This is a genomic window from Sinorhizobium sp. (genome assembly GCF_059070375.1).
The window spans coordinates 1,275,592-1,298,630 of record NZ_JCACWC010000002.1 but is presented as its reverse complement, the minus strand read 5'-3'; the positions used below and the strand labels follow the sequence as shown (position 1 = coordinate 1,298,630).

The window sequence follows — 23,039 nt, the reverse complement described above, 5'->3', positions numbered from 1 at the left end:
ACATGATCGAAACGCAAGTCAGCCGCGTCAGAATGACCGGCATATCGAAACGCTACGGCGCGCTGCAATCACTCGACAATGCGTCACTGAATCTTATGCCGGGAGAAGTACTGGGCCTGGTCGGCGATAACGGTGCCGGCAAATCCACCATGAGTAAGGTGCTTTCAGGCGCCGTCATTCCAGACACGGGCACGATCGAGATCGACGGCAATCCCGTATCCTTCACCTCTCCGGCGGATGCCCGCGCCGCGCGCATCGAGATGGTCTATCAGGACCTCGCGCTTTGCGACACCGTTGACGTCGCCGGCAATCTCTTTCTCGGCCGCGAGCCGAAGAGGCGGATGGCCGGCGTGCCGCTGCTCGACAAGAAGGTCATGCATGAGCGCGCGCGCGACATGCTCTCCAATTTGGGTATCGTCATTCCCGATACGCGCATGAAAGTGGAGAATCTCTCCGGCGGGCAGCGTCAGTCGATCGCGATCGGCCGCGCCGCGTCTTTCGACCCTTCCGTGCTGATCATGGACGAGCCGACGGCCGCTCTTGCGGTTGCCGAAGTCGAAGCCGTGTTGGAACTGATCCGCACGGTTTCGCAACGCGGTGTGTCCGTGATCCTGATTACGCACCGGCTACAGGATCTCTTTCTCGTATGCGACCGCATACAGGTGATGTACGAGGGCCGCAACGTCGCCGAACGGCGCATCGAAGAAACCGATATCGAGGAAGTCGTCAGCCTCATCGTCGGGCGAAAGTTCTCCGCCCGATCCGCTGGCCGCACCCAGGAGCGAGGCCTTCCCGCATGAGCTCGTCCGAAAGCAACACCTATGCCAGCCATCCGCCGCGCATGCGCGAGGCGACGATCCTCGACAAGCTTGTGGCGAATGGCGGCGTCATGTCGATTGCGCTGTTCTTCGTCGCCTGCTGCGTCTTCTTCTCGGCGACGACCGACGCTTTTCTGACTGCACCGAATCTTCTCAACGTCGTCCGTCAGTCCGCGCCGCTGCTCGTCGTCGCTGCGGCGATGACCTTTGTCATCACCACGGGCGGCATCGACCTGTCGGTGGGTTCGGTTCTCGCGCTTACCGCCACGCTCTCGGCAGCTGCACTCCAGGCCGGGGTTCCCTGGCCGCTGGCCATTCTGCTCATGCTCATGCTTGGCGGTATAGTGGGCGTGATCCAGGGCTATTTCATCGCCTATGAGCGTATCCCTGCGTTCATCGTCACGCTCGCCGGCCTTTCGGTCATCCGCGGCTTCGCGCTGCTGATCACCGGCGGCTATTCGATCCCAATCGACCCAGCAAGCCCGTTCGTGGCGATCGGTCGAGCCTGGGTATTCGGAATTCCCGCGCCTGCACTGATCGCGGTCGCCGTGCTCGCCGCCGCCTATGTCGCCTTTAACGAAACCCATTTTGGGCGCTACGTGACCGGGGTGGGGGCCAATGCCGAAGCGACGCGGCGGGCCGGCGTCAACACGCGCCGGGTCATCCTGTGGGTCTATACGCTTTCCGGCACGTCAGCGGCGGCGGCAGGCGTGATCCTTTCCGCCCGCCTCGGCTCCGGCTCCTCGAATGCAGGGCAGGGATTCGAACTCGACGTCATCGCCGCGGTCGTGCTCGGCGGCACCAGCCTCTTCGGCGGGCGCGGCTCTCTGGTCGGTACGATCCTCGGCGCGCTTACGGTCGCGGTCCTGGCGAATGGCCTCATCCTGTCGCATCTCTCGCCCTTTTTCACACCGATTGTGACCGGCTTAATCATTCTCGTGGCGATCTGGCTCAATTTCCGGCTGTTCAGGGGCGAGGCGAAGGGACGCTGATGCTGGAGGAACTCTTTACCGACCAGCCGAAGAAGAGCCATCCGATCGGCGTCTTTTCCGGCACCGCCATGACTGTGACCGGCCCCGTTCCGGTCGAGGATCTCGGCGTGACGCTGATGCATGAGCACATCTTACTCGACGGAACACGGAGCTGGATCTGCCCGTGCCATCCGGACGAAAAGGCGATTGCCGAGCAGAAGGTCGACATCGGGATCATCGGTGAACTCCGGATGAATCCCTATATAAACCGGGACAACGTCTCGCTGGACGACGGGGACTTGGCGCTATCCGAACTCAAGCGGTTCCAGACGCTCGGCGGCTGCACCGTGGTGGAGACCACGAATTTCGGCATCGGCCGCGACGCGGCGGGGCTTGCACGCATCGCCCGCATGTCCGGTCTGCGGATCATCATGGGCACCGGATTCTATCTGGAGCACACCCATCCCGAATGGCTGAGGGAGATGGATGTCGAGGAGGTGACCCAGTTCATCGTCGAGGATGTCGGTGGCGGCGAGAGTCAGCCCGAGATCATGGCCGGGATCATCGGCGAGATCGGAGTCAGCCGCCATTTCACGGCCGAGGAGGAGAAGTCGTTGCGCGCTTCGGCGCGGGCAGCCAGGATTACCGGCCTGCCGCTGTCGATACATCTCCCCGGTTGGGAGCGCTTGGCGCTCCGCGTTCTCGACGTGGTGGAGGAAGAAGGGGCCGATCCAGCCCACACCGTATTGTGCCATATGAATCCGAGTCATGGCGATCTCGACTACCAGACCTCGCTCGCCCGGCGCGGTGCCTTTTTGGAATACGACATGATCGGCATGGATTACTACTACGCCGATCAGGACGCCCAGTCGCCTTCGGACGAGGAAAATGCCCGCGCCATAGCCACGCTGATCGACAAGGGCCATGTCGGCAAACTCCTGCTGTCGCAGGACGTCTTCCTCAAGATCATGCTCACCCGCTATGGCGGTTTCGGTTACGGCTACATCCTGAAACACTTCCTGCCGCGGCTGACGAGGCACGGCGTCGATCAAGCGGCTTTCGACCGCATGCTCATAGACAATCCGAAATCCGTTTTTTCCGCCGTGCGCTGAGCCCGTCGGCCAATCGTCCAAGGAGTTCCCATGACCAAGAAGAAAGTCCTGCTCGCCGGCGAATCCTGGGTCTCGACCGCGACCCATATCAAGGGCTTCGACCAGTTCCCGACCGTGACCTATCACACGGGCGCCGACGAATTGCTGAAAGCGTTGAAGGGCAGCGACTTCGATGTCTCCTTCATGCCGGCGCACGAGGCGCAGCGGGACTTTCCGAGCACGCTCGACGGCCTTCAAGCCTACGACGCCGTTGTGCTCTCCGATATCGGCGCCAACACGCTCCTGCTTCATCCCGATACCTGGATCCATTCCCGGCGGACGCCGAACCGGCTGAAGCTCCTGCGCGACTATGTCGCCAGGGGAGGCGCACTGCTGATGTTTGGCGGCTATTATTCGTTCCAGGGGATCAACGGCGGCGCGCGGTTCCGCAATACCGCCGTCGAGGAGGTTTTGCCTGTAACGTGTTTGCCGATCGATGACCGTGTGGAAGTGCCGGAAGGCTTCACGCCCGTGGTATCTGGCGACGCGTCGCACCCAATCCTTGCCGGCCTGTCCGGCGAGTTTCCCTATCTGCTCGGTTTTAACGAGGTAACGCTGAAGGAAGGCGCCAATCAGTTGATGACCGTTTCCTCTGAATACGGATCGTTGCCTCTGCTCGTCACAGGTACCTACGGAGAGGGCAGGACAGTGGTCTGGACCTCCGACGTAGGGCCGCACTGGCTGCCGCCGGAGTTCATCGCGTGGCCCGGCTATAAGACGCTGTTTGAGCAGATGCTCGCCTGGGCAACCGCCTGACGAACCCTGCGGGAACGCGCTCATGACCATCCATATCGTCGGCAATGTCTGCGTCGATACGAGCTTTCGTCTGGAGCGGCTTCCGCGGCCGGGCGAAACGCTGAATGCGACGGTTGCAGGGGAGGGCGTGGGCGGCAAGGGCGCAAATCAGGCTGTCGCCGCCGCCCGAACCGGCGCATCCGTGATGCTGTGGGCAGCGGCCGGACGCGACGCGGCGAGCGAGTGGGTCGAGGCGCGGATCGCGGCCGAGGTCCCGGCGCTCCGGTTATGCCGCCTCGATTTTCCCTGCGACCGCTCTGTGATTTGGGTCGATAGGTCCGGTGAGAATGTCATCGTCACCGCTGCCGCCTGCGCCGCCGCCTTCGATCCGCTTGCCATGACCACGCTAGGAGAGACCTGGACCGACAGCGACATGCTGCTGATGCAGGGAAACCTTCGGCCGGAGGCAACGATGGCCTGTCTCAGTGCCGCAAGGGCTTCAGGGATTTATTCCGTCTTCAACCCCAGCCCGCTGCCGACGCAATCCCTTGACTTCTCCGCGGTGTCGCTCATCGTCGTCAACCGGCCCGAGGCCGAGGCTCTCACCGGCGAAGCCGATGACGAGCGGGCAGCGCGTCGGATGCTGGCCTCTGGGGCCGGCAGTGCGATCGTGACGCTCGGTGACGCGGGCGCCCTGCTTCTCGAAACTGCGCACGCCCCGGCGATCCGCCTTCCAGCCGCGAAGATCGATGCCATTGACGCCAGCGGTGCCGGCGATTGTTTCGCGGGAACGCTGGCCGGGCTTCTGGCGCAAGGCGCATCGCTCACCTCCGCTGCAGAAGTTGCGACGGCTGCCGCGGGACTTGCGGTGGCCCGCCCTGGCACGCTGGCTTCCTTCCCGTCGCGCGCTGAAATTGCCTCCCTGAAAAAGACAACCAAGCTGGAAGATGTGTGACCGATATGAACAACCCAATTGGACGGCAGGACAAGAATACGCTGAAGACGCTGTTTGGACGGGACAATCCGGTGATCGGCGTAGTGCATCTGCTCCCGCTACCCGGCGCTCCGCGCTATGCCGACGAGGGCGCGGAAGCGATCTATGCACGCGGCCTTTCGGACGCCCGAGCCTATCTTGCTGGCGGTTGCGACGCGCTGATAATCGAGAATCACGGTGACGTGCCATTCTCGAAGCCAGACCAGATTGGCCACGAGACTTCCGCCCACATGGCGGTGATCGCCGATCGCCTCCGCCGGGAACTCGGCCGGCCGATCGGTATCAACGTGCTCGCCAACGCGGCAATTCCCGCACTCGCCATCGCCTCCGCCGCCTCCGCCTCCTTCATCCGCGTCAACCAGTGGGCCAACGCCTATATAGCCAATGAAGGCTTCGTGGAGGGCGAGGCTGCTCGCGCGATGCGCTATCGGGCACAGCTTCGCGCGAAGGGTATCCGCATTTTCGCGGATGCGCATGTCAAGCACGGCGCGCATGCGATCGTCGCGGATCGGCCGGTGGAGGAACAAGTCAAGGACCTGGTTTTTTTTGACGCCGACGTGGTCATCGCTACGGGGCAGCGAACAGGGCATGCCGCCGGACTCGATTATATCGGCATGATCAAGGAGGCGGCCAAGCTGCCGACACTGGTCGGCAGCGGCGTGACACATGAAAATGTCAAGGACATCCTCTCCGTCGCCGACGGGGTGATCATCGCAAGCGATCTCAAATACGACGGGGTTTGGTGGAATGCCGTCGATCCCCAGCGGGTCATGCGCTTGTTCGCGAGCCTCGGACGATGAGCCAGGAACGGCTTGAGGTCATCGCCGGGCGCTTGCTGCAATCCATTTCCGATTTCGCGGCCATCGGCGCCACGCCGGCCGGCGGCGTGAACCGTCAGGCATTGAGCATCGAGGACCGCACCGCCCGCCGATTGCTCGCGGAGCGTGCGTTGGCGCGCGGTTTTACCGTGTTTCAGGACGATGCCGCGAATCTCTTCATCAGACGCGAAGGCAGGGATGCAACGCTTGCGCCACTGCTCATCGGCAGCCATCTTGACAGCCAGCCGACAGGTGGCCGCTTTGATGGCGCTCTCGGCACGCTCTGCGCTTTCGAGGTTCTGGAAGCGTTCTCCGATGCCGGCGTCGAGACGATTCGGCCGATCGAAATCGTTGCCTTCACCAACGAGGAGGGAAGCCGCTTTTCGCCAGGTTGCATGGGCTCTATGGCGTTTTGCGGCGCCGGACGCGTCGAGGACTGGCAAGCGGACGATCCCGTCTTTGCTGACGAGCTGAAAGCCACCCTGCAGGCACTGCCGGAGGCCGAGATACGCCCACCCGGTCACCTCATCTCCGCCTTTATCGAGCTGCACATCGAGCAAGGCCCGGTCCTCGAACGTGAGAACGTCCCGATCGGCATCGTTACCGGCATCCAGGGTACCAAGTGGCTCGAAGTGACCTTTTCCGGCGAGGCTGCCCATGCCGGGACTACGCCGCTCGCATTCCGCAAGGACCCGATGGCGGCGGCCGCCGTTGCCATCGCGCGCATGCAGGAGGAAATCATGCCAGCCGACGAAGAGGCACGGCTGACAATCGGTCGTATTTCCACCGAACCCGGTTCCATCAACGTCATCCCTGGCCGGGTCTCGTTCACCATCGATATTCGCCATCCGGACGCCGCCGCCCTTGCTGCCATCGAGCGACGCGTGAAGGAGCAATGTCATGCAGCCGGTAGGCGATGGGGATGCGATGCGGCAATCCGGTTGCGCGTGGACATGCCGCCCGCGCGCTTTGCGCCGTCGGTGACGGCGGTGATAGCGGACACGTGCAGATCACTTGACATCCGCAGTCGCACGATGGTTTCCGGCGCCTTCCACGACGCCCTGTTCGTCGGACGTGTCGCGCCTTCGGCGATGCTCTTCGTGCCTTGCAGGAACGGCATCAGCCACAACGAGGCGGAATTCGTATCCGACGAGCATATCGTGACCGGTGCCCGTGTTCTCCTGGGCGTTGCCCAGCGGCTGTCACAAGACCAATGTCCCAGGTCAGGATGATCGGGCGACTTCATCTCCACGCCTCCGTCTTCCGTATCCACTCCCTTGTCCTTCCCTCCGGATCGGCATTCAGCGTGATGTCCGTCACCACGGCGGCGCTGTCGGCGCCGTGTGCGAAGACGCCCTCGATCCGCTCCGTATTGAGGCCGCCGATGGCGACGAGCGGGAGCGGGTGAACGCGCTCGCGCCACCATGAAAGCCGCTCCAGCCCCTGGGGCGCCCACTTCATCTTCTTGAGGATCGTCGGATAGATGGGTCCGAGCGCGACGTAGTCCGGTTCGGCTGCGAGCGCGTTTGCCAGTTCCGCCTCGTCATGGGTGCTGACGCCGAGCTTGAGCCCTGCGGCACGGATGGCGGCAAGATCGGCCTCCGCCAGATCCTCCTGACCCAGATGGATGAAATCGCAACCTTCCGCTATCGCCAGCTGCCAGTAGTCGTTGACGATCAGCTGGCATTCATGGGCGGCGCAGACTGCCCTGGCGACCCGTAGCTGGCGGCGGATGTCTTCCGCGTTCCGGTCCTTGATGCGGAGCTGGACGAGCCTGACGCCGAGCGGCACCAGCCGTTCGATCCATTGGGCGCTGTCGACGATGAGATAAAAGGGATCGAGCTTCACGAGAAGACTGCCTTTCCGATGACGGGGGTGGACGGGACGGCCATGTCGCGCGGCTCGAGCATGCCGGCGCCGTGAGCCGCGTGCCCGGCATCGATTGCCTTGGCGAAGGCTTCGGCCATGGCGGCGGGATCGGCAGCGCCGGCAACGGCGGTGTTGAGCAGGACCGCGTCGTAGCCGAGCTCCATCACGGTTGTCGCATGTGACGGGCGGCCGATGCCGGCGTCGACGATCAGCGGCACGTCGGAAAATTCCGCGCGCATGGCGCGCAAGCCCTGAACGTTCTGCGGTCCCATGGCGCTGCCGATCGGCGCGCACCAGGGCATCAGCACCCGGCAGCCCGCCTCCAGCAGCCTTTCGGCGACGACGAGGTCGTCCGTCGTATAGGGGAAGACCTGGAAACCTTCCCCGGTGAGGATGCGGGCCCCCTCGACGAGGCCGAAGACGTCCGGCTGCAATGTGTCCTGGTGGCCGATCACTTCCAGCTTGATCCAGCTCGTGCCGAAAACCTCGCGTGCCATCTTCGCGGTCAGCACCGCCTCCGAGACCGAATGGCAGCCGGCCGTGTTCGGCAGCACGCGCACGCCGAGTTCGCGGATCAGCTCGAAGAAGGCGCCGCCCTGGCGCCCGCCGGCCGTCTCGCGGCGGAGCGAGACCGTGACGATATCGGTGCCCGACCGCCGCACCGCCTCGGCGAGCACGGCCGGCGAGGGATAGCGGGCGGTTCCGAGCAGCAGTCTCGACCGGATTTCTGTTCCATAGAATAGCGGCATGTCAGCCTCCCTGCATCGGCGACAGAATCTCGATCCGGTCGCTGTCCTGCAGCCGGTAGCTGGATCGGTCTGCCTTCTGGACCAGTTCGCCGTTGACGGCGGTCGCCAGCCAGTCGCCTTCGAAATCGAGGCGCTGCAAGACCTCGGCGAGTGTAACGGCCAGAAGGTCGTGTTCCTCGCCATTGACGGTCAGCTTCATCGGAAATCTCCTTTGCGTGTCTCGTCGCCCAGGGCCAGCGCCGCCACTTCCCGGGCCGTGGCCGGGGAGAGCAGGAAGCCATGACGATAGAGGCCGTTGACGGTAATCCTGTTTTCGCGCCGCGAGGCCCGCGGCAGGTTGTCGGCAAAGGCGGGGCGTACGCCCGTGCCGGTCTCGATCAGGCGCGCTTCGGCGAAAGCCGGATGGAGCGCATATGCGGCGTTCAGCAGTTCCATCAGCGAGCGGGTGGTGATCGGGCGGGCGTCGTCGCTCTCGATCATCGTCGCGCCGCACATGAAGAGCCCTCCGCCGCGCGGCACGATATAGAGCGGAATGCGGGGATGCAGCATGCGCACCGGACGCGAGAGCGTCACCTCGTCCGTCTGCAGATAGGCCATCTCGCCGCGCACCCCGCGTAGCCCGTCGATCTCGCCGATCCTGGACGCGCCGGTGCAATCGACGGTGAGCGCGAAATCGCGATCGTCCATGTCCTCGCCGGCGAATACCGCGCCGCGTGCCGTCAGCCCTTGCCGGAGCGCCGAGAGTGCCCGGCGCGGGTCGAGATGCGCCTCCTGCGGAAAGAACAGCGCCTGCCGGAAACGGCCGGCGAGAGCCGGCTCCAGCGCTGTGATCTCCTCTGCATCGAGCGAGCGGAAGCCGGAGGTGCGGGAGGCGAAGCGCTTGAGTTCGGCTCCGTCTCGGGGTTGCGCGACGACGAGCGTGCCGTTGCGATGCACGGAACCGGCAGGGAGCGCGGCTTCCCACCAGTCGGCGGCGCCGATCCCCAGCCTCAGGACGGTTTCCTCGGCACTTTCGCGCTCGCACCAGGGAGCGAGCATGCCGCCCGCATACCAGGAAGCGGCCCCGGTAAAGCCGGCGGCATTTTCCATGATCGTCACTGCGGCGCCGCGCCCGAGAAGTTCATGGGCGGCGGTGAGGCCGGCGACGCCGGCCCCTCTGATCAGCACGCGCATTTCATTCTCCAGCGGGCGCGGCATTGCTTTCATCGACCGGCATATAGAGGTCGCCGCCGTCGCGATATCTGGCGGCCATCGCCTCGAGGCCCTCCTTCTGCGCCTCGGCGCGGATATCGTGGGAAATCCGCATCGAACAGAATTTCGGTCCGCACATGGAGCAGAAATGCGCGACCTTGTGCGCCTCCTTGGGCAGCGTCTCGTCGTGGAAATTGCGCGCGGTCTCGGGGTCGAGCGAGAGGTTGAACTGATCCTCCCAGCGGAACTCGAAGCGGGCGCGCGACAGCGCGTCGTCGCGGATTCGGGCGGCCGGGTGTCCTTTGGCGAGATCGGCGGCATGGGCGGCGATCTTGTAGGTGATCACGCCGGTCTTGACGTCGTTGCGGTCGGGCAGGCCCAGATGTTCCTTCGGCGTCACGTAGCAAAGCATGGCGGTGCCGAACCAGCCGATCATCGCCGCGCCAATGCCTGACGTGATGTGGTCGTAGCCGGGCGCGATATCGGTGGTGAGCGGCCCGAGCGTATAGAAGGGCGCTTCTCCGCAGACGGCGAGCTGCTTGTCCATGTTCTCCTTGATCTTGTGCATGGGCACATGGCCCGGCCCTTCGATCATCACCTGGCAATCCTTGGCCCAGGCGATCTTCGTCAGCTCGCCGAGCGTTTCGAGCTCCGCGAACTGGGCCCGGTCGTTGGCGTCGGCGATGGAGCCGGGACGCAGGCCGTCGCCGAGCGAGAAGGAAACGTCATAGGCGCGGCAGATGTCGCAGATCTCCTCGAAATGCTCGTAGAGGAAGCTCTCGCGGTGGTGATGCAGGCACCACTTCGCCATGATCGAGCCGCCGCGCGAAACGATGCCCGTGACGCGATCCACGGTGAGCGGGATATAATGAAGCCTGACCCCGGCATGGATGGTGAAATAGTCGACGCCCTGTTCCGCCTGCTCGATCAGCGTGTCGCGGAAGACCTCCCAGGAAAGATCCTCGGCGATGCCGTTTACCTTTTCCAGCGCCTGGTAGAGCGGCACGGTGCCGATCGGTACCGGCGAATTGCGGATGATCCATTCGCGGATGTTGTGAATGTTGCGGCCGGTGGAAAGGTCCATGACCGTGTCGGCGCCCCAGCGGGTCGCCCAGACCATCTTCTCGACCTCCTCGGCCATCGATGAGGTGACGGCGGAGTTGCCGATATTCGCGTTGATCTTCACCAGGAAGTTGCGGCCGATGATCATCGGCTCGGCTTCCGGGTGGTTGATATTGGCCGGAATGATGGCGCGGCCGCTCGCCACTTCCTGGCGCACGAATTCCGGCGTCACGAAATCGGGGACCGAAGCACCGAAGCTTTCGCCGTCTCGGGCGAGCGCCTCCTTCGCGGCCTTCCGGCCGAGATTTTCGCGGATGGCGATGAACTCCATTTCCGGCGTGACGATGCCGGCGCGGGCATAGGCGAGCTGGGTTACCGCTTTTCCCGGCTTAGCCTTGAGCGGTTGGTGACGAATCGGGAATTCCGGCGTCAGCCTTTCACCGGTCGCAAAGCCGTTGTCTTCGGCCTTCACCGCACGGCCGTCGTAGCTCTCGACATCGCCGCGCTTGAGAACCCAGTCGCTGCGAAGGCGCGGCAGGCCCGCGTCGATGCGGATATCGGCGTTTTCGACCGTGTAGGGGCCGGAGGAATCGTAAACGGTCACCGGCGGCTCGCCGGAGGTCGGATGCAGCGCGATCTCGCGCATCGGCACGCGGATGTCGGGATGGATCTCGCCCGGCTTGTAGACCTTGCGGGATGCCGGGAGCGGTCCTTGCGTGACCGAGGGCGCCGCGGCGAGAGGCTTGATTAGATTCATCTTGAGGCTCCAATGTTTTCGCGTTGGAGACCCAGTTCTGAAGCCGGAAGGATGAAAAGACGTATCGCCGATGAATTGCCGGTAAACGGAATCCTGGCTGCTGCACGTCTGCACCGTCCCTACGCCAGTATGAACTGGATCAGGTTCAACGGGTCACTGCGCGCGCTAGCAGTATCTCAGCCCCTTGCCGGGACCCCCCTGGTGAATGGTGCAATTAGGGACGGTTATCGCCGCGGCGTCAAGATGGTTTTTGCACCGGCCAAATCCCGTGCGCAGGGCTCGCGGCATGCTTGCAAATGCAAGGTTCTAAATCTACTTACCGTCCGAGTCTGAAGCGCCATGATGCGCATAGCGAAAAGGGGTGAAGGTCTTGGGGCAGGCGGAGACGGGGACCAGGAAAAGGGGACGCAAGGCGCTTTGGGCGGCTGTTGCGGTCATCGCAATCGCGGCCGCAGGCGCGACCGGTTACAAGATTGCTGTCGAAAAGAGCGTGAACAGGCTGATCGCCGAACGGGGCGGCAGAGTGGGCACGGTCGAAGCGGACTTCTTCGGGCGCATTCACCTGCGCGACGTGACGCTGCCGCTGAAGGAAGGGTCCGAACTTCGCGTCGCCGCAATCGACGGGCGGCCCAGGATCCTTTTCCTGGACGGCATGCTCGAGGTCAGCGGCGTGGACCTCGATATGCGCCCGGGCAAGATCGCCGTGCCGAAGGTGATCGTCGAGCAGGCGGAGTTCGGTCGCGACACGCTGGCGCAAATGTTCGGCGCGGGAAGCGATCTTTCGCTGCCGAAACAGTTGGCGCTTTTTACGGCAAAGAGCGTCGCCGCCCCTGAGGTGATCATCACGCAGACGGTTGCCGGTAGCGAGCAGAAGCTGGTCTACAAGAACGTGGTCTCGGAAGGTATCGTGGATGGCCGCATCGCGCGCTATTCGGCGAGTGGTGCGAGCTTCGAAGCCGGCATAGGCGCCTCCGATGGAGAGGGCGGCGAGAAGAGGCGGCTGACGGGCTCCTTTGGAGCCATGACGGGGCAGGACGTCGATGCCGCCTATCTGGCCCGCATCTATACTGAAAAAGCCGGGCCGGGCGACGAGCAGGCAAGGCCTGTCTATGGGCCATTCTCGATCAAGGATATCGCCTTTTCGGATGGCGAGGCGAGCTTCGGCTATGACGAGGTTCGCAGCAGCGGCGTAAGCATGCGGATGCTGGACGAGCCACTTCGCGAAACTCTGGAGAAGCTCAACTCGGTCTCGTCGCCCGAGGATCTGCCCGTGGCGGAGCGTCAAGACTATTTCGCCCGGATTCTGTCGGTCGCCGATTTGACGAGGAAGGCCGACATGGAAATGCTGGGTCTGAAGATCAACGCGCCGGACAAGGATGGTGAAGAGGGCGAGAGGATCAAGCTGGCGATGGATCGCCTCGCGCTCCGGCTCGATGGCCGGAAGCTCGACGCGTCGGTGAATGGCTTCTCGATGGCGGAGGGCGCGGACTACGTCAAAGTCTCCGAAGCAAGCATTTCGGGCTTTTCCTGGGATCCCAGCGTCGAAGCGCTGAAGAAGTTCGTCGCTCTGCAGGATGGGCAGCATGAGAACTTCCCTTTCACGACGCTGCTGCCGGAGTTCGGAACGTTCCGCGTGGCGGGAATCGATGCGGATCTGCCTGACTCGGGCACCGGCGTGGAAGACTGGGACGAATACAACGACACTCCGGATGCTGGAGAGGGCGCTCGGCCGCAACGCATCCGCTTCACGATGAAGGGATACGAGCTGGCGCTCGCAAAACCGCGAAACGGCATTCCGACTGACGTCCGCGCCGGATACCAGGACTTCGCCCTTCAAATCCCGGAGCATACGCAGGACGAGACTCTCGCCAAGCTTCGCAAGCTGGGCTTCAACGAGTTGGTCCTCTCCTCCAACCTCGAAGCCGCCTGGGACGAAGCGACCGAGACTCTGGTCATCAAGGATATCTCCACGAGCGGAAAGGATATTGGCCGCTTTTCCCTCTCCGGCCTTCTGGGAGGCGTGAGCGGCGACTTCTTTTCGGGCGACGCGGCCAAGGCGCAGGCGGCGTTGTTCGGCCTCACCGCGCGGGAAGCAAGCCTGAAGATCGAGGACAAGGGCTTCACCGCCAAAGGGATACAGGTCTATGCCGAACAAAACGGCATGACGGAGGATCAGGCACGGGGCATGCTGGAAATGACGGCGTCGGTGATGCTGCAGCAATTTGCCGCGCAGGAGCCTCGGCTGCGGAACGTGATGGATGCAGTTTCGCGGTTCATCGCGAAACCGGGGACATTCACGCTGACGGCCAAGTCCAAATCCGCCAGCGGCATCGGTGCGCTCGAATTCGCGGTTGCTTCGCAAAATCCGCTCCTGCTTCTCGACAGGGTCGACTTCGAGGCGACGGCGGAATAGCGGCCCTCTCACCGCAAGCGGGGCGAAGAGGGCTCGCAGCGCCGCCTCAACTCTCTCCGGTCGAACGGGGAGAGAGTTAGAGTGGGGGCAAACTATCCACCTACGCGTCGCCACTCTTCGCGCCTGCCCGGTCGATAAAATCCGCCCGGTTGATCCCATGTCGCTGCAGCTTGTCGTAAAAAGTCTTGCGGGGGATGCCGAGGGCTTGCAGGGTCTCCTTGACGTCGCCGCGGTGCGCCGTGAGGGCCTGCTTGAGGATATCGGCCTCGTAGCGTTCCAATCTCTCCGGCAGGGTTGCTCCGCTTGGGGCGGGCGCTGCGGCCGGAGCTCCCAGGTTGCCCTCCACCCCCAGCGCGACCCGTTCGGCGAAGTGCGAAAGCTCGCGCACATTGCCCGGCCAGGAATGCGTGGCCAGGTAGGCGCGCATGGCAGCCGAGATCGCGGGCACGTCGCGGCCGAAGCGCTCCGAGGCGCGGGCCAGGAAATGGGAGAAGAGGAGGGGGATGTCGTCGCGCCGTTCGCGCAAGGGCGGGATAGAGAGCGTCACGACATTCAGCCGGTAATAGAGATCCTCGCGGAAATCGCCGCGCGCGGCCGGATCGCCGAGGTCGACCTTGGCTGCGGCGACGACGCGGATGTCGACGGGACGGGTCAGGTTGGTGCCGAGCGGGGTGATCTCGCGTGCTTCCAGCACGCGCAGCATCTTCACCTGGGTTGCCGGCGGCATCGCCTCGATCTCGTCGAGGAAGAGGGTGCCGCCGTTCGCGTGCTCGATCCTGCCGACCCGCTTCTTGACGGCGCCGGTAAAGGCGCCGGGCTCGTGGCCGAAGAGCTCGCTTTCGATGACCGTTTCCGGCAGAGCGCCGCAATTCAGTGCGACGAAGTTGCCGGTTCTGCGCCGGCTCCATTGGTGCAGCAGCGTGGCGACGACCTCCTTGCCGCTGCCCGTCTCGCCGGCGACCAGCACATCGACATCGGTGTCGGCGATGTGTTTCAAGGTCTGGCGAAGCCTCTCCATGGCCGGCGTCTGGCCGATCAGCGGCAGGCCTTCGGAGGCGGCTTCGGCCGCGCGGCGCAGCGCCCGGTTCTCCATGACGAGCCGCCGTTTCTCCTCTGCGCGCCGGGCGCTCTGGACAAGACGGTCGGCGGCAAACGGCTTGGCGATGAAGTCATAGACGCCGTCCTGGATCGCCTGCACCGCCATCGGTATGTCGCCGTGTCCCGTGACAAGGATCATCGGCAGGTCCGGATCGAGCGACAGAACCTTGCGGAAAAGGGCGAGCCCGTCCATGCCCGGCATGCGGATATCGCTGATGACGACGCCCGCGAAGTCGGCGGAAAGTTCGGAGAGCGCCTCCGTCGCGCTGGCAAAGGACGAGACGGTGAAGCCCGCAAGCTCGAGCGTCTGCTGCATCGCCTTGCGCAGATCGCGGTCGTCATCGATCAGGAACACGGATGGGGCGGCGCTCATCGCTCAGGCCTTCTTGAGATTGACGGTAAATGTCGTTCCGGAGGGACTGCTCTCGACCTCGATCGTGCCGCCATAGTCGGAGACGATCTCCTTGGAGATCGCGAGACCGAGGCCCAGCCCGTCTTCCTTCGAAGTGTTGAACGGCGTGAACAGCTCTTCGCGGACATCGGCCGCAATCCCCGGGCCATTGTCGGCGACGGTCAGCGCGATACCGCCGGCCACGTGCTCGCAGCGCACCCGGATCGCGCCGTTCTCGCTGTCGCCGATCGCTTCCAGCGCATTCTGCAGAAGGTTGATCAAGACCTGCTCCAGCCGGATGCGGTTGCCGAGTGCCTGGAGGTCATCGGGCGGCAGATCGATGCGTATTGCGTCCATCCGTCCGGCAAAACGGCTTCGGAGCAGCATGAGCGCACCCTCGACGACCTCCCTCATCGCGGTCGGCCCGGCCGCGAAATGGCCCTTGCGGGCGAAGCGGCGCAGTTCGTCGGTGATGGCGCCGACCCGGTCGGTAAGTTCGGCGATGCTTTCCATGTTCTCGGCGGCGGTGGAGCTCTGGCCACGGTCGAGAAAGGTGCGGGCATTATCCGCATAGGCGCGGATGGTGGCGACCGGCTGGTTGATCTCATGGGCAACCCCGGCCGCGACCTGGCCGAGGATCGCCAGTCGGTTCGCCTGGACGAGGTCCTGCTGCACGGCCTGGAGCTTCTCGGTGGTCTGCCGGTGGTCGGCGATCTCGGTTTCGAGACGGTCGCGCGCCATGCGCAGGTCGCGCGTCCGCTCCTCGACGCTCGCCTCAAGCGCATTGCGGGCCAGCCGCTCCTCGGCGCTGCGCATGGCGACGACCTGGCGACGGCGCAGGAGCAATGCGGCAAGTGCGAGAAGCGGTACGAGCGTGGCAAGGGTGAGGAGCTGCGCTTCCCGCGCACCCGCGGCAAGCGGCGCCTTAAGCGGCGACAACTGCTCGAGCCGCCAGTTCGTCGACGGCACCATGGTTTCCACGCGCAGGAAGGCTGCGTTGGAGTCGCCCGGCAGCAGGGCGTCCAGCGTGGAGGAGCCATCGGGCCGCGCCTCGATCTTCCGGAAAGGCAGCGGCAGCAGCGGTGCATCGCCGAACTGCAGGCTTTCGCGGATGGGTGCGAGGCGGTCTTCGGGGATCGGCTTCGTCGTCATGAAGCGCCAGGAGGGCAGGCTGGTGATGAGGACGATGCCGCGCCGGTCGGTGACATAGGCCGGCTTGCCGGAGACCTGCCAATCCGCCTCGACCCCGTCGAATTCGAGCTTGGCGACGATCACCCCCAGCGGACCGCCAGGCCCGTCGACGCGCCGGGAAATATAAAGCCCGGGCCGCTTGCTGACCGTGCCCATGGCGAAGTGTTCGGCCATGCCGTCGCGCACGGCGAGCCGAAAATAATCGCGGAAGGCATAGTCGTTGCCGACGAAGCTCGTCGGCTCCTGCCAATTGCTGGCCGCGACGGCCACGCCGCTCCGGTCGATCAGATAGGTGACCGCGGCTTCGGCGCTTGTCGCCAGCGCCTCGAGCTTGCGGTTGATACGGTCGAGCGACGGCCTGTCCGGCGAAAGCAATGCCCCACGAATGGCTGCGTCGTCGGCGAGGACAAGCGGCAGGGCGCGCTGCCGTTCCACGACTGCCCGAAGAAGCGAGGCTTTCAGGCTGGCGTCGATCCGGCTCTGACCGGCAAGGCCGGCGAGCGCCTGCGACCGGCCGTAGTCTCGCGCAAGAAGAAGGCCGGCCGCCAGAAGGGCGAGCGCGACTGCCGCGAAAATCAGCCAGGACCGTCGGGCCCGGCTGCGAAGCGCATGCGGATCGCTCGCATCTGCAGGAAGTCTGACCATGCGAGCATTGTGCATGATTTCGCCCAGCGCGCCAGCGCGTCTGTGCGGAAATCCGCACATATCCACGAACAGAAAGCGTGCGCCGCTCCCAAAAATCTCATGAATTCAATCGCATCGGCCTCCGCGGCAAACTGGCACGCATGTTGCTCACCAGCTCCACAAGGCAGCCATTGCTGTCGATCTTCGGAAAGCGGCCCGGGAGGCCCGGCATGTTGCCGGACTGGGCCTGCCACGTGGAGGACATCATGATCATCGAACATTCCGCGGAGGTCCGCGGCAAGACACCCCTTTACCGCCATCTCTATGTCCAGGTGCTGGCCGCGATCGCCGCGGGCATCCTGCTCGGGCATTTCTATCCGGACATCGGCACGGAGCTCAAACCGCTCGGCGACGCCTTCATCAGGCTCGTGAAGATGATCATCGCGCCGGTGATCTTCCTGACGGTCGCGACAGGCATTGCCGGCATGACCGATCTCGCCAAGGTCGGCCGCGTGGCCGGCAAGGCGATGATCTACTTTCTCGCCTTCTCCACCCTTGCCCTTCTCGTCGGCCTCGTCGTCGCAAACGTGGTCCAGCCGGGCGCGGGAATGCATATCGATCCGGCCTCGCTGGATGCCAAGGCGGTCGCGACCTATGCCGAGAAGGCGCACGAGCAGTCGATCACCGGCTTCCTGATGAACATCATCCCGACGACGCTCGTCGGCGCCTTCGCCGAGGGCGACATCCTGCAGGTCCTGTTCATCTCGGTGCTCTTCGGTATTTCGCTGGCGATCGTCGGCAAGAAAGCCGAGCCCGTAGTCGATTTTCTGCAGGCGCTGACGCTTCCGATCTTCCGGCTCGTTGCGATCCTCATGAAGGCCGCCCCAATCGGCGCCTTCGGCGCCATGGCCTTCACCATCGGCAAGTACGGCATCGCCTCGATCGCCAATCTCGCCATGCTGATCGGTACCTTCTATCTGACGTCGTTTCTCTTCGTCTTCATCGTGCTCGGCGCGGTCGCACGCTATAACGGCTTCTCGATCCTCTCGCTCATCCGCTACATCAAGGAGGAGCTGCTTCTGGTGCTCGGGACGTCTTCCTCGGAGGCGGCGCTTCCGGGCCTCATGAACAAGATGGAGAAGGCCGGCTGCAAGCGCTCGGTCGTCGGTCTCGTCATTCCGACCGGCTATTCCTTCAATCTGGACGGCACCAACATCTACATGACGCTTGCGGCCCTGTTCATCGCCCAGGCGACCGATACGCCGCTCTCATACGGCGACCAGATCCTGCTGCTCCTCGTCGCCATGCTGAGCTCGAAGGGTGCGGCCGGCATTACGGGCGCCGGCTTCATCACGCTTGCCGCAACGCTCTCGGTCGTTCCCTCCGTGCCGGTCGCCGGCATGGCGCTGATCCTCGGCATCGACCGATTCATGTCGGAATGCCGCGCCCTGACCAATTTCGTCGGCAACGCGGTTGCGACGATCGTCGTGGCGAAGTGGGAAGGCGAGCTCGACCAGGCGCAGCTTTCCGCAGCTCTCGGCGGCGGGGCGTCTGCCGAGGCCATCCCGGCGCTCGTCCAGCCCGCCGAATAAGCTAGCCTCCCAAGGCGAGACCGCACGCCGGTGCGGTTGGCGCGGTCCGGTTTTCCGGGCCGCGCTTTTTTGCGATGGCGTGCGGCATCCGCAACCCTCTCGGGGCTTTTCGAGAAGGTCCCCCGCCGCACGGGCCGATCAGATCCCGTGCAGCACCTGCGTCGCCTTCACTGCCGCCGAGGCCCGGTTTTCGACGCCGAGCTTCACATAGATCTGTTCGAGATGCTTGGTGACGGTGCGCGCGCTCAAGCCCAGGATCTCGCCGATGTCGCGGTTGGATTTCCCTTTGGCGATCCACAGCAGCACCTCGGACTCCCGCTGGGTCAGCCGGAAGTGCTGGCGCAGCGTTTCGTCGTCGCTCAAGCCGTTCTCGGCCGTCAGCCGGAAGAGGTATTCATTGGCGCCGACCGCGCCGAGATAGGAGATCTGCAGGCCAGTCTGGCTGGCGCGCTGCAGGGTGAAGGTCCCTTGCCTTTCGCCGGGACTGGTTTCCCGCTCCCGCATCCACTCGGCAATGCGCCCGGCGACGAAGGCGAGACCGTCGTCGCTGCCGGTGGCCGCGTTGACGAGACGGGTCGCCTGCGGCGTCGACCAGCGGACCGTTCCATCGCCTCGCACCGCCAGCAGATGCCGCCCCGCCGCGTCCAGTGCGACGCGGGCGCTCTGGGCGGAGCGCGCATTGGAGAGATGGACGCGGATGCGGGCGCGCAGCTCGTCGATATTGATCGGCTTGGTCAGGTAATCGACGCCGCCGGCTTCGAGCGCCCGCACCACATGCTCCGTCTCGGTGAGGCCGGTCATGAAGACCACGGGCACCTGGGCGACGGAAGCATTCGACTTCAGCCGGGTGCAGGTGTCGAAACCGTCCATGCCGGGCATGACCGCATCGAGCAGGATGATGTCCGGCGTGATGCGCTCGGCGATGTTGAGCGCCGCGTTGCCGGAGGTCGCGATCAATACGGAAAAGCCGGACTGTTCCAGCGCTTCGGTTAAAAAGCCGAGCGCCTCCGGTGAATCGTCGACGAGGAGTACGATATCTCGCACGTTCGCTGCCTCAGGCACGGGCATTCGCCTCCCCGGCGAGCAGGCGTTTGAGGAAGGCGTCATAGCCCGCGAGGTCGAATGCCCCGACATAGGCGCGCGCCGCCTCGGCGAAGGCTCGGTTGTCCGGGTTCAGGGCGATCTCCGTCAATTTTGCTTCGATGCCCCTCACGTACCCGATTTCGCCGAGCTCGATCAATTCCTTCAAATGATGATGGCCGGGGCTCGCCACCGCAGGGGTCATGCCGGTGCCGGACGTTTCCTGCGGGCCGTCGTCGTAGATCCATTCGAGTTTCAGGTGGATCGCGAGCTTGTCGGTGAGCTGGCGCAGGCCGAAGGGCTTGGCAAGCGCATCGTTGTGGCCGATGGCGCCGGCGGCCGAGCCGTCGCCGATATTGGCCGAAAGCATGATCGCCGGCGCGCTCTGGCCGCCTTCCCTCAGACGCATCACCAGATCCCAGCCGCTCATGCCGGGCATGGAGATGTCGATCAGGAACAGGTCCGGTTTCGTATGTTTGACGAGCGCCAGGCAGGCCGCCCCGCTCGCCGCCGCAAGAACGGTGAAACCGAGCGGCGCGAGCAGCTCGCCCATCAGGTCGCGGTGGTCCGCATTGTCGTCGACGACGACGATCGTCCGACGTGGTCCTCGATAGGACTTGATCCTGCGGACCGGGTCCTTGAGCGCGGCGGGCCGGTCGACGGCAGAGAGCATCAGCCGGACCTTGAAGGCCGTGCCCTTGTCCTTCTCGCTGGTGACGGAGATTTCGCCGCCGAGCGTCTGGGTGAGCAGGCGGGTGATGGTCAGGCCGAGGCCGAGGCCCGGCATGCGATATTCCGCCTCTCCGCGCTGAAAGGGCTCGAAGATCCTGGGCAGGTCCTTCTCGCCGATGCCGCGGCCGCTGTCCTCGATGGTGAAACTTGCAACCTGGCTGCGATAGGCGACGTCGAAGCGGATATGCCCCCGTTCCGTGAACTTCAGGGCATTGGAGAGCAGGTTGACGAGGATTTGCCGCAGGCGCTTGTCGTCGGTCCGCACATATTGCGGCAGCGAGGCTGCGCGGTTGTGCTCGAAGGCGATGCCCTTGGCCTGCGCCTGCGGGCGGAACATGTCGACGATCTGATCCAAAAAGTCCTGAATGTTGATCTCGTTGGAATAGACCTGCAGCTTGCCGGCTTCGATCTTGGAAATGTCGAGGAGGCCGTCGATCAGTCCGGAGAGATGGTCGGCGCTGCGCCTGATCGCCTTGATCGCGCCCTGCCGCGGCGGCGGTATGGTCTCGTCGCGCTCGAGGATCTGGGCGTAGCCGAGCACCGCATTGAGCGGCGTGCGCAGTTCGTGACTCAGGCCCACGACATAGCGGCTCTTGGCGCGATTGGCCGACTCCGCCCTTTCCTTCGCGTCCTGCAGCGCCGCGTCCGTCTTCTTGTGGGCGGCGATCTCCTTCAGAAGAGCCGTGTTCTGCCGGGAGGATTCCTCTTCCGCAACGACCCGGCTGTCATGGGCAAGCACGTAGAACCAGGACACGACGCCGGCAAGAATGGCGAAGACGAAAAAGACGATGGCGATGGTCCGCTGGACGACGTCGGCGGTCTCGGGAGAGGCGGCCGTGGTCTGGTGAGCGATCATCGCCAGGATGACCCCGATGCCGGTAATAGAGATCACCGCCGAAATCGCGTAACGGCCGAGCCTTGTCGCGAGCTTTGCGACGACCGTTTCCGGCAGCACTGCCTTGGCCACGGTCGCGACCTGCGCGTTCAGACGCGCCTTCGGCTTGCACATGTCGTGGCAGCGGCTGTCGAGCGAACAGCAGAGCGAGCAGATCGCCGCCGCATAGGCCGGGCACCAGGCCATGTCCTCCGGTTCGAACGGGTGCTCGCAGATCGAGCAAGTGATCTCGTTTTCGCGGAGCCAGCTCTTGCGCGGCTTGCGGGCGAGATAGAATTTCCCCTCCGTCCACCAGGCGATCAGCGGCGAGACGACGAAAGCCGTGACGAGCGCGATATAGGGTGCGAGCGAGGCGGCGATTTCGCCCGCCGCGCCGAAATGCGCGACGAGGGCGAAGAGCGTCGACACGCCCATGGTGCCGAGACCGACGGGATTGATGTCGTAAAGATGGGCGCGTTTGAACTCGATTCCGGGCGGGGCGAGACCGAGCGGCTTGTTGACGAAGAGATCGGCCGAGATCGTCGAGAGCCAGGCCATGGCGACGATCGAAAAGATACCGAGCGTTTCCTCCAGCAGACGATAGATGCCGAGCTCCATCAGGAGGAGCGCGATCGCCACATTGAAGACCAGCCAGATGACGCGGCCCGGATGGCTGTGGGTGAGCCGCGAGAAGAAGTTCGACCAGGCGAGCGAGCCCGCATAGGCGTTCATCACGTTGATCTTGAGCTGCGAGACGACGACGAAGGCTGCCATCAGCAGGAGCGCGGCCGTGTCCGATGGGAAGATGTAGCCGAAGGCCGTGTAATACATCTGCGCCGGGTCGGCGGCCCTGGTCGAGGGAACGCCGGTACTGAGCGCCAGGACGACGAGAAAGGAGCCGGCCAGCAGCTTCGGCGCGCCGACGATCACCCAGCCGGAGCCGGCAAGAAAGACGGCGATTCGGTGGCGGAGCTTGCGCTCGCCGTCAGGCGGCAGGAAGCGCAGGAAGTCCACCTGCTCGCCGATCTGCGCCATCAGAGCGAAGATGACCGCCGAGGCAGCGCCGAATTCGACGAGATGGAACGGCGCGAGCGTGCCGGGGGGGCCCGATGTGTGATGGATGCCCGCATAGGCGAGCCACAGGCCGACCTTCTCCCAGTCCGCAAACGCGATGAAGACGAAGGGAAGAATGTTCAGGACGATCCAGAAGGGCTGCGTGAGGAGCTGGAACCGGCTGATCAGCTTCACGCCATGGGTAACCAGCGGGATCACCATGACGGCGCTGACGATGTAGCCGATCCAGAGCGGTATGCCGAGCGCAAGCTCCAGCGCCCCGGACATGATCGAGGCTTCGATCGCGAAGAGGATGAAGGTGAAGCTCGCATAGATCAGCGAGGTGATCGTCGAGCCGATATAGCCGAAGCTCGCGCCGCGCGTGAGAAGGTCGATGTCGACGCCGTGACGAATGGCATAGCGGCTGATCGGCAGGCCGACGAGAAGGATCATCAGGCTCGCGACGAGGATCGCGACGATGGCGTTGGTCGTGCCGTAGGACATGGTAATGGCACCGCCGATGGCTTCCAGCGCCAGGAAGGAGATGGCGCCGATCGCCGTCTGCGAAATGCGCGCCGAGGAGAAGCGCCGCGCGCTCTTGGCGGTGAAGCGCAGCGCATAGTCTTCGAGCGTCTGGTTGGCGACCCAGCGGTTATATTCTCGCCGAACGGGAATGATGCGCTGGCGTGCCGCCATGGTCCCTCGTCATCTCAACGCCGGCCGAATGTGCCAGCCGTCCATGTCGTAACACGGACGCGCGCCCCGGGAAATTGCTGCATTGCGGAAAACGTCGACGCTCTACGAGGTCGCTTGATCAGTTTTGATCGTTTCGTATCGAATGCTCTCTTTCTTTAAACGGATTTGCTCTGCGTTCCC

The 23,039-nt window shown here is 64.2% G+C and carries 18 protein-coding genes and 1 riboswitch; of the genes, 9 read left to right on the top strand and 9 right to left on the bottom strand.

The features are described 5' to 3' along the window. The first annotated feature begins 2 nt into the window (after nucleotides 1–2). From AC5J09_RS10630 to AC5J09_RS10600, 7 genes are read left to right on the top strand one after another with little or no spacing between them, the layout of a single operon-like run. On the top strand, nucleotides 3–800 hold the full coding sequence (locus tag AC5J09_RS10630) for an ATP-binding cassette domain-containing protein (RefSeq protein ID WP_102763723.1): 798 nt from the start codon (nucleotides 3–5) through the stop codon (nucleotides 798–800). A gap of 41 nt (nucleotides 801–841) precedes the next feature. Continuing rightward, complete coding sequence (locus AC5J09_RS10625) at nucleotides 842–1,810, top strand: ABC transporter permease (RefSeq protein WP_494297675.1); 969 nt, start codon at nucleotides 842–844, stop codon at nucleotides 1,808–1,810. Further along, nucleotides 1,810–2,901, top strand: a complete 1,092-nt coding sequence (locus AC5J09_RS10620) for a phosphotriesterase family protein (RefSeq protein WP_494297587.1) — start codon at nucleotides 1,810–1,812, stop codon at nucleotides 2,899–2,901. Before AC5J09_RS10625 ends, AC5J09_RS10620 begins: the two co-directional genes overlap by 1 nt. Before the next feature lie 30 nt (nucleotides 2,902–2,931). Next, nucleotides 2,932–3,696, top strand: a complete 765-nt coding sequence (locus AC5J09_RS10615) for a glutamine amidotransferase (protein WP_494297586.1) — start codon at nucleotides 2,932–2,934, stop codon at nucleotides 3,694–3,696. A gap of 22 nt (nucleotides 3,697–3,718) precedes the next feature. Beyond that, on the top strand, nucleotides 3,719–4,630 hold the full coding sequence (locus AC5J09_RS10610) for a PfkB family carbohydrate kinase (RefSeq protein WP_411926517.1): 912 nt from the start codon (nucleotides 3,719–3,721) through the stop codon (nucleotides 4,628–4,630). A 5-nt stretch (nucleotides 4,631–4,635) separates the two neighbouring features. After that, nucleotides 4,636–5,469: a BtpA/SgcQ family protein gene (locus AC5J09_RS10605; RefSeq protein WP_494297585.1), complete on the top strand. Its 834-nt coding sequence runs from the start codon at nucleotides 4,636–4,638 to the stop codon at nucleotides 5,467–5,469. Next, entirely contained in the window at nucleotides 5,466–6,719 is a 1,254-nt protein-coding gene (locus tag AC5J09_RS10600) for a Zn-dependent hydrolase (protein ID WP_494297584.1), read from the top strand. Before AC5J09_RS10605 ends, AC5J09_RS10600 begins: the two co-directional genes overlap by 4 nt. 10 nt (nucleotides 6,720–6,729) lie before the next feature. On the opposite strand, the gene AC5J09_RS10595 is transcribed toward AC5J09_RS10600, so the two are convergent. The 5 genes from AC5J09_RS10595 to thiC are packed head-to-tail and all read right to left on the bottom strand — an operon-like array spanning nucleotide 6,730 to nucleotide 11,115. Beyond that, nucleotides 6,730–7,335: a thiamine phosphate synthase gene (locus tag AC5J09_RS10595; protein WP_379936942.1), complete on the bottom strand. Its 606-nt coding sequence runs from the start codon at nucleotides 7,333–7,335 to the stop codon at nucleotides 6,730–6,732. After that, a complete protein-coding gene (locus tag AC5J09_RS10590) occupies nucleotides 7,332–8,105 on the bottom strand; it encodes a thiazole synthase (RefSeq protein WP_338282065.1) in 774 nt (257 codons plus the stop codon). Before AC5J09_RS10590 ends, AC5J09_RS10595 begins: the two co-directional genes overlap by 4 nt. Before the next feature lies 1 nt (nucleotide 8,106). Next, entirely contained in the window at nucleotides 8,107–8,304 is a 198-nt protein-coding gene (gene thiS / locus AC5J09_RS10585; protein WP_275599498.1) for a sulfur carrier protein ThiS, read from the bottom strand. Next, a complete protein-coding gene (gene thiO / locus AC5J09_RS10580) occupies nucleotides 8,301–9,278 on the bottom strand; it encodes a glycine oxidase ThiO (RefSeq protein ID WP_494297583.1) in 978 nt (325 codons plus the stop codon). The genes thiS and thiO overlap by 4 nt, the downstream gene beginning before the upstream one ends. 1 nt (nucleotide 9,279) lies before the next feature. After that, entirely contained in the window at nucleotides 9,280–11,115 is a 1,836-nt protein-coding gene (gene thiC, locus AC5J09_RS10575; protein ID WP_102763713.1) for a phosphomethylpyrimidine synthase ThiC, read from the bottom strand. Nucleotides 11,116–11,213: 98 nt separating this feature from the next. Then, nucleotides 11,214–11,325: riboswitch (TPP riboswitch) on the bottom strand. Nucleotides 11,326–11,485: 160 nt separating this feature from the next. Between thiC and AC5J09_RS10570 the strand changes: the two genes are divergently transcribed. Then, nucleotides 11,486–13,528, top strand: a complete 2,043-nt coding sequence (locus tag AC5J09_RS10570) for an aq_1923 C-terminal domain (RefSeq protein WP_494297582.1) — start codon at nucleotides 11,486–11,488, stop codon at nucleotides 13,526–13,528. 100 nt (nucleotides 13,529–13,628) lie between these two features. Here the strand turns inward: AC5J09_RS10570 and dctD are convergent, their stop codons facing one another. Together dctD and AC5J09_RS10560 are read right to left on the bottom strand one after the other, a co-directional pair. Then, nucleotides 13,629–14,999 (bottom strand): C4-dicarboxylate transport transcriptional regulatory protein DctD, encoded by a 1,371-nt coding sequence (dctD, locus tag AC5J09_RS10565; protein ID WP_494297581.1) that lies wholly within the window; start codon nucleotides 14,997–14,999, stop codon nucleotides 13,629–13,631. 3 nt (nucleotides 15,000–15,002) lie between these two features. After that, nucleotides 15,003–16,868 carry a sensor histidine kinase gene (locus AC5J09_RS10560; RefSeq protein WP_494297580.1) on the bottom strand — a complete coding sequence of 622 codons (1,866 nt, stop codon included), beginning with the start codon at nucleotides 16,866–16,868 and terminating at the stop codon, nucleotides 15,003–15,005. A gap of 230 nt (nucleotides 16,869–17,098) precedes the next feature. Here AC5J09_RS10560 and AC5J09_RS10555 point away from each other — a divergent pair, with 230 nt between their 5' ends. After that, entirely contained in the window at nucleotides 17,099–18,424 is a 1,326-nt protein-coding gene (locus AC5J09_RS10555; RefSeq protein WP_033047415.1) for a dicarboxylate/amino acid:cation symporter, read from the top strand. A gap of 138 nt (nucleotides 18,425–18,562) precedes the next feature. Here AC5J09_RS10555 and AC5J09_RS10550 read toward each other — a convergent pair whose 3' ends face one another. Then, nucleotides 18,563–19,492 carry a response regulator gene (locus AC5J09_RS10550; protein ID WP_494297579.1) on the bottom strand — a complete coding sequence of 310 codons (930 nt, stop codon included), beginning with the start codon at nucleotides 19,490–19,492 and terminating at the stop codon, nucleotides 18,563–18,565. Then, the gene (locus AC5J09_RS10545) at nucleotides 19,479–22,859 is read right to left on the bottom strand and encodes a hybrid sensor histidine kinase/response regulator (protein ID WP_494297578.1); all 3,381 of its coding nucleotides are present in this window, start codon (nucleotides 22,857–22,859) and stop codon (nucleotides 19,479–19,481) included. The genes AC5J09_RS10550 and AC5J09_RS10545 overlap by 14 nt, the downstream gene beginning before the upstream one ends. Nucleotides 22,860–23,039 lie beyond the last annotated feature (180 nt).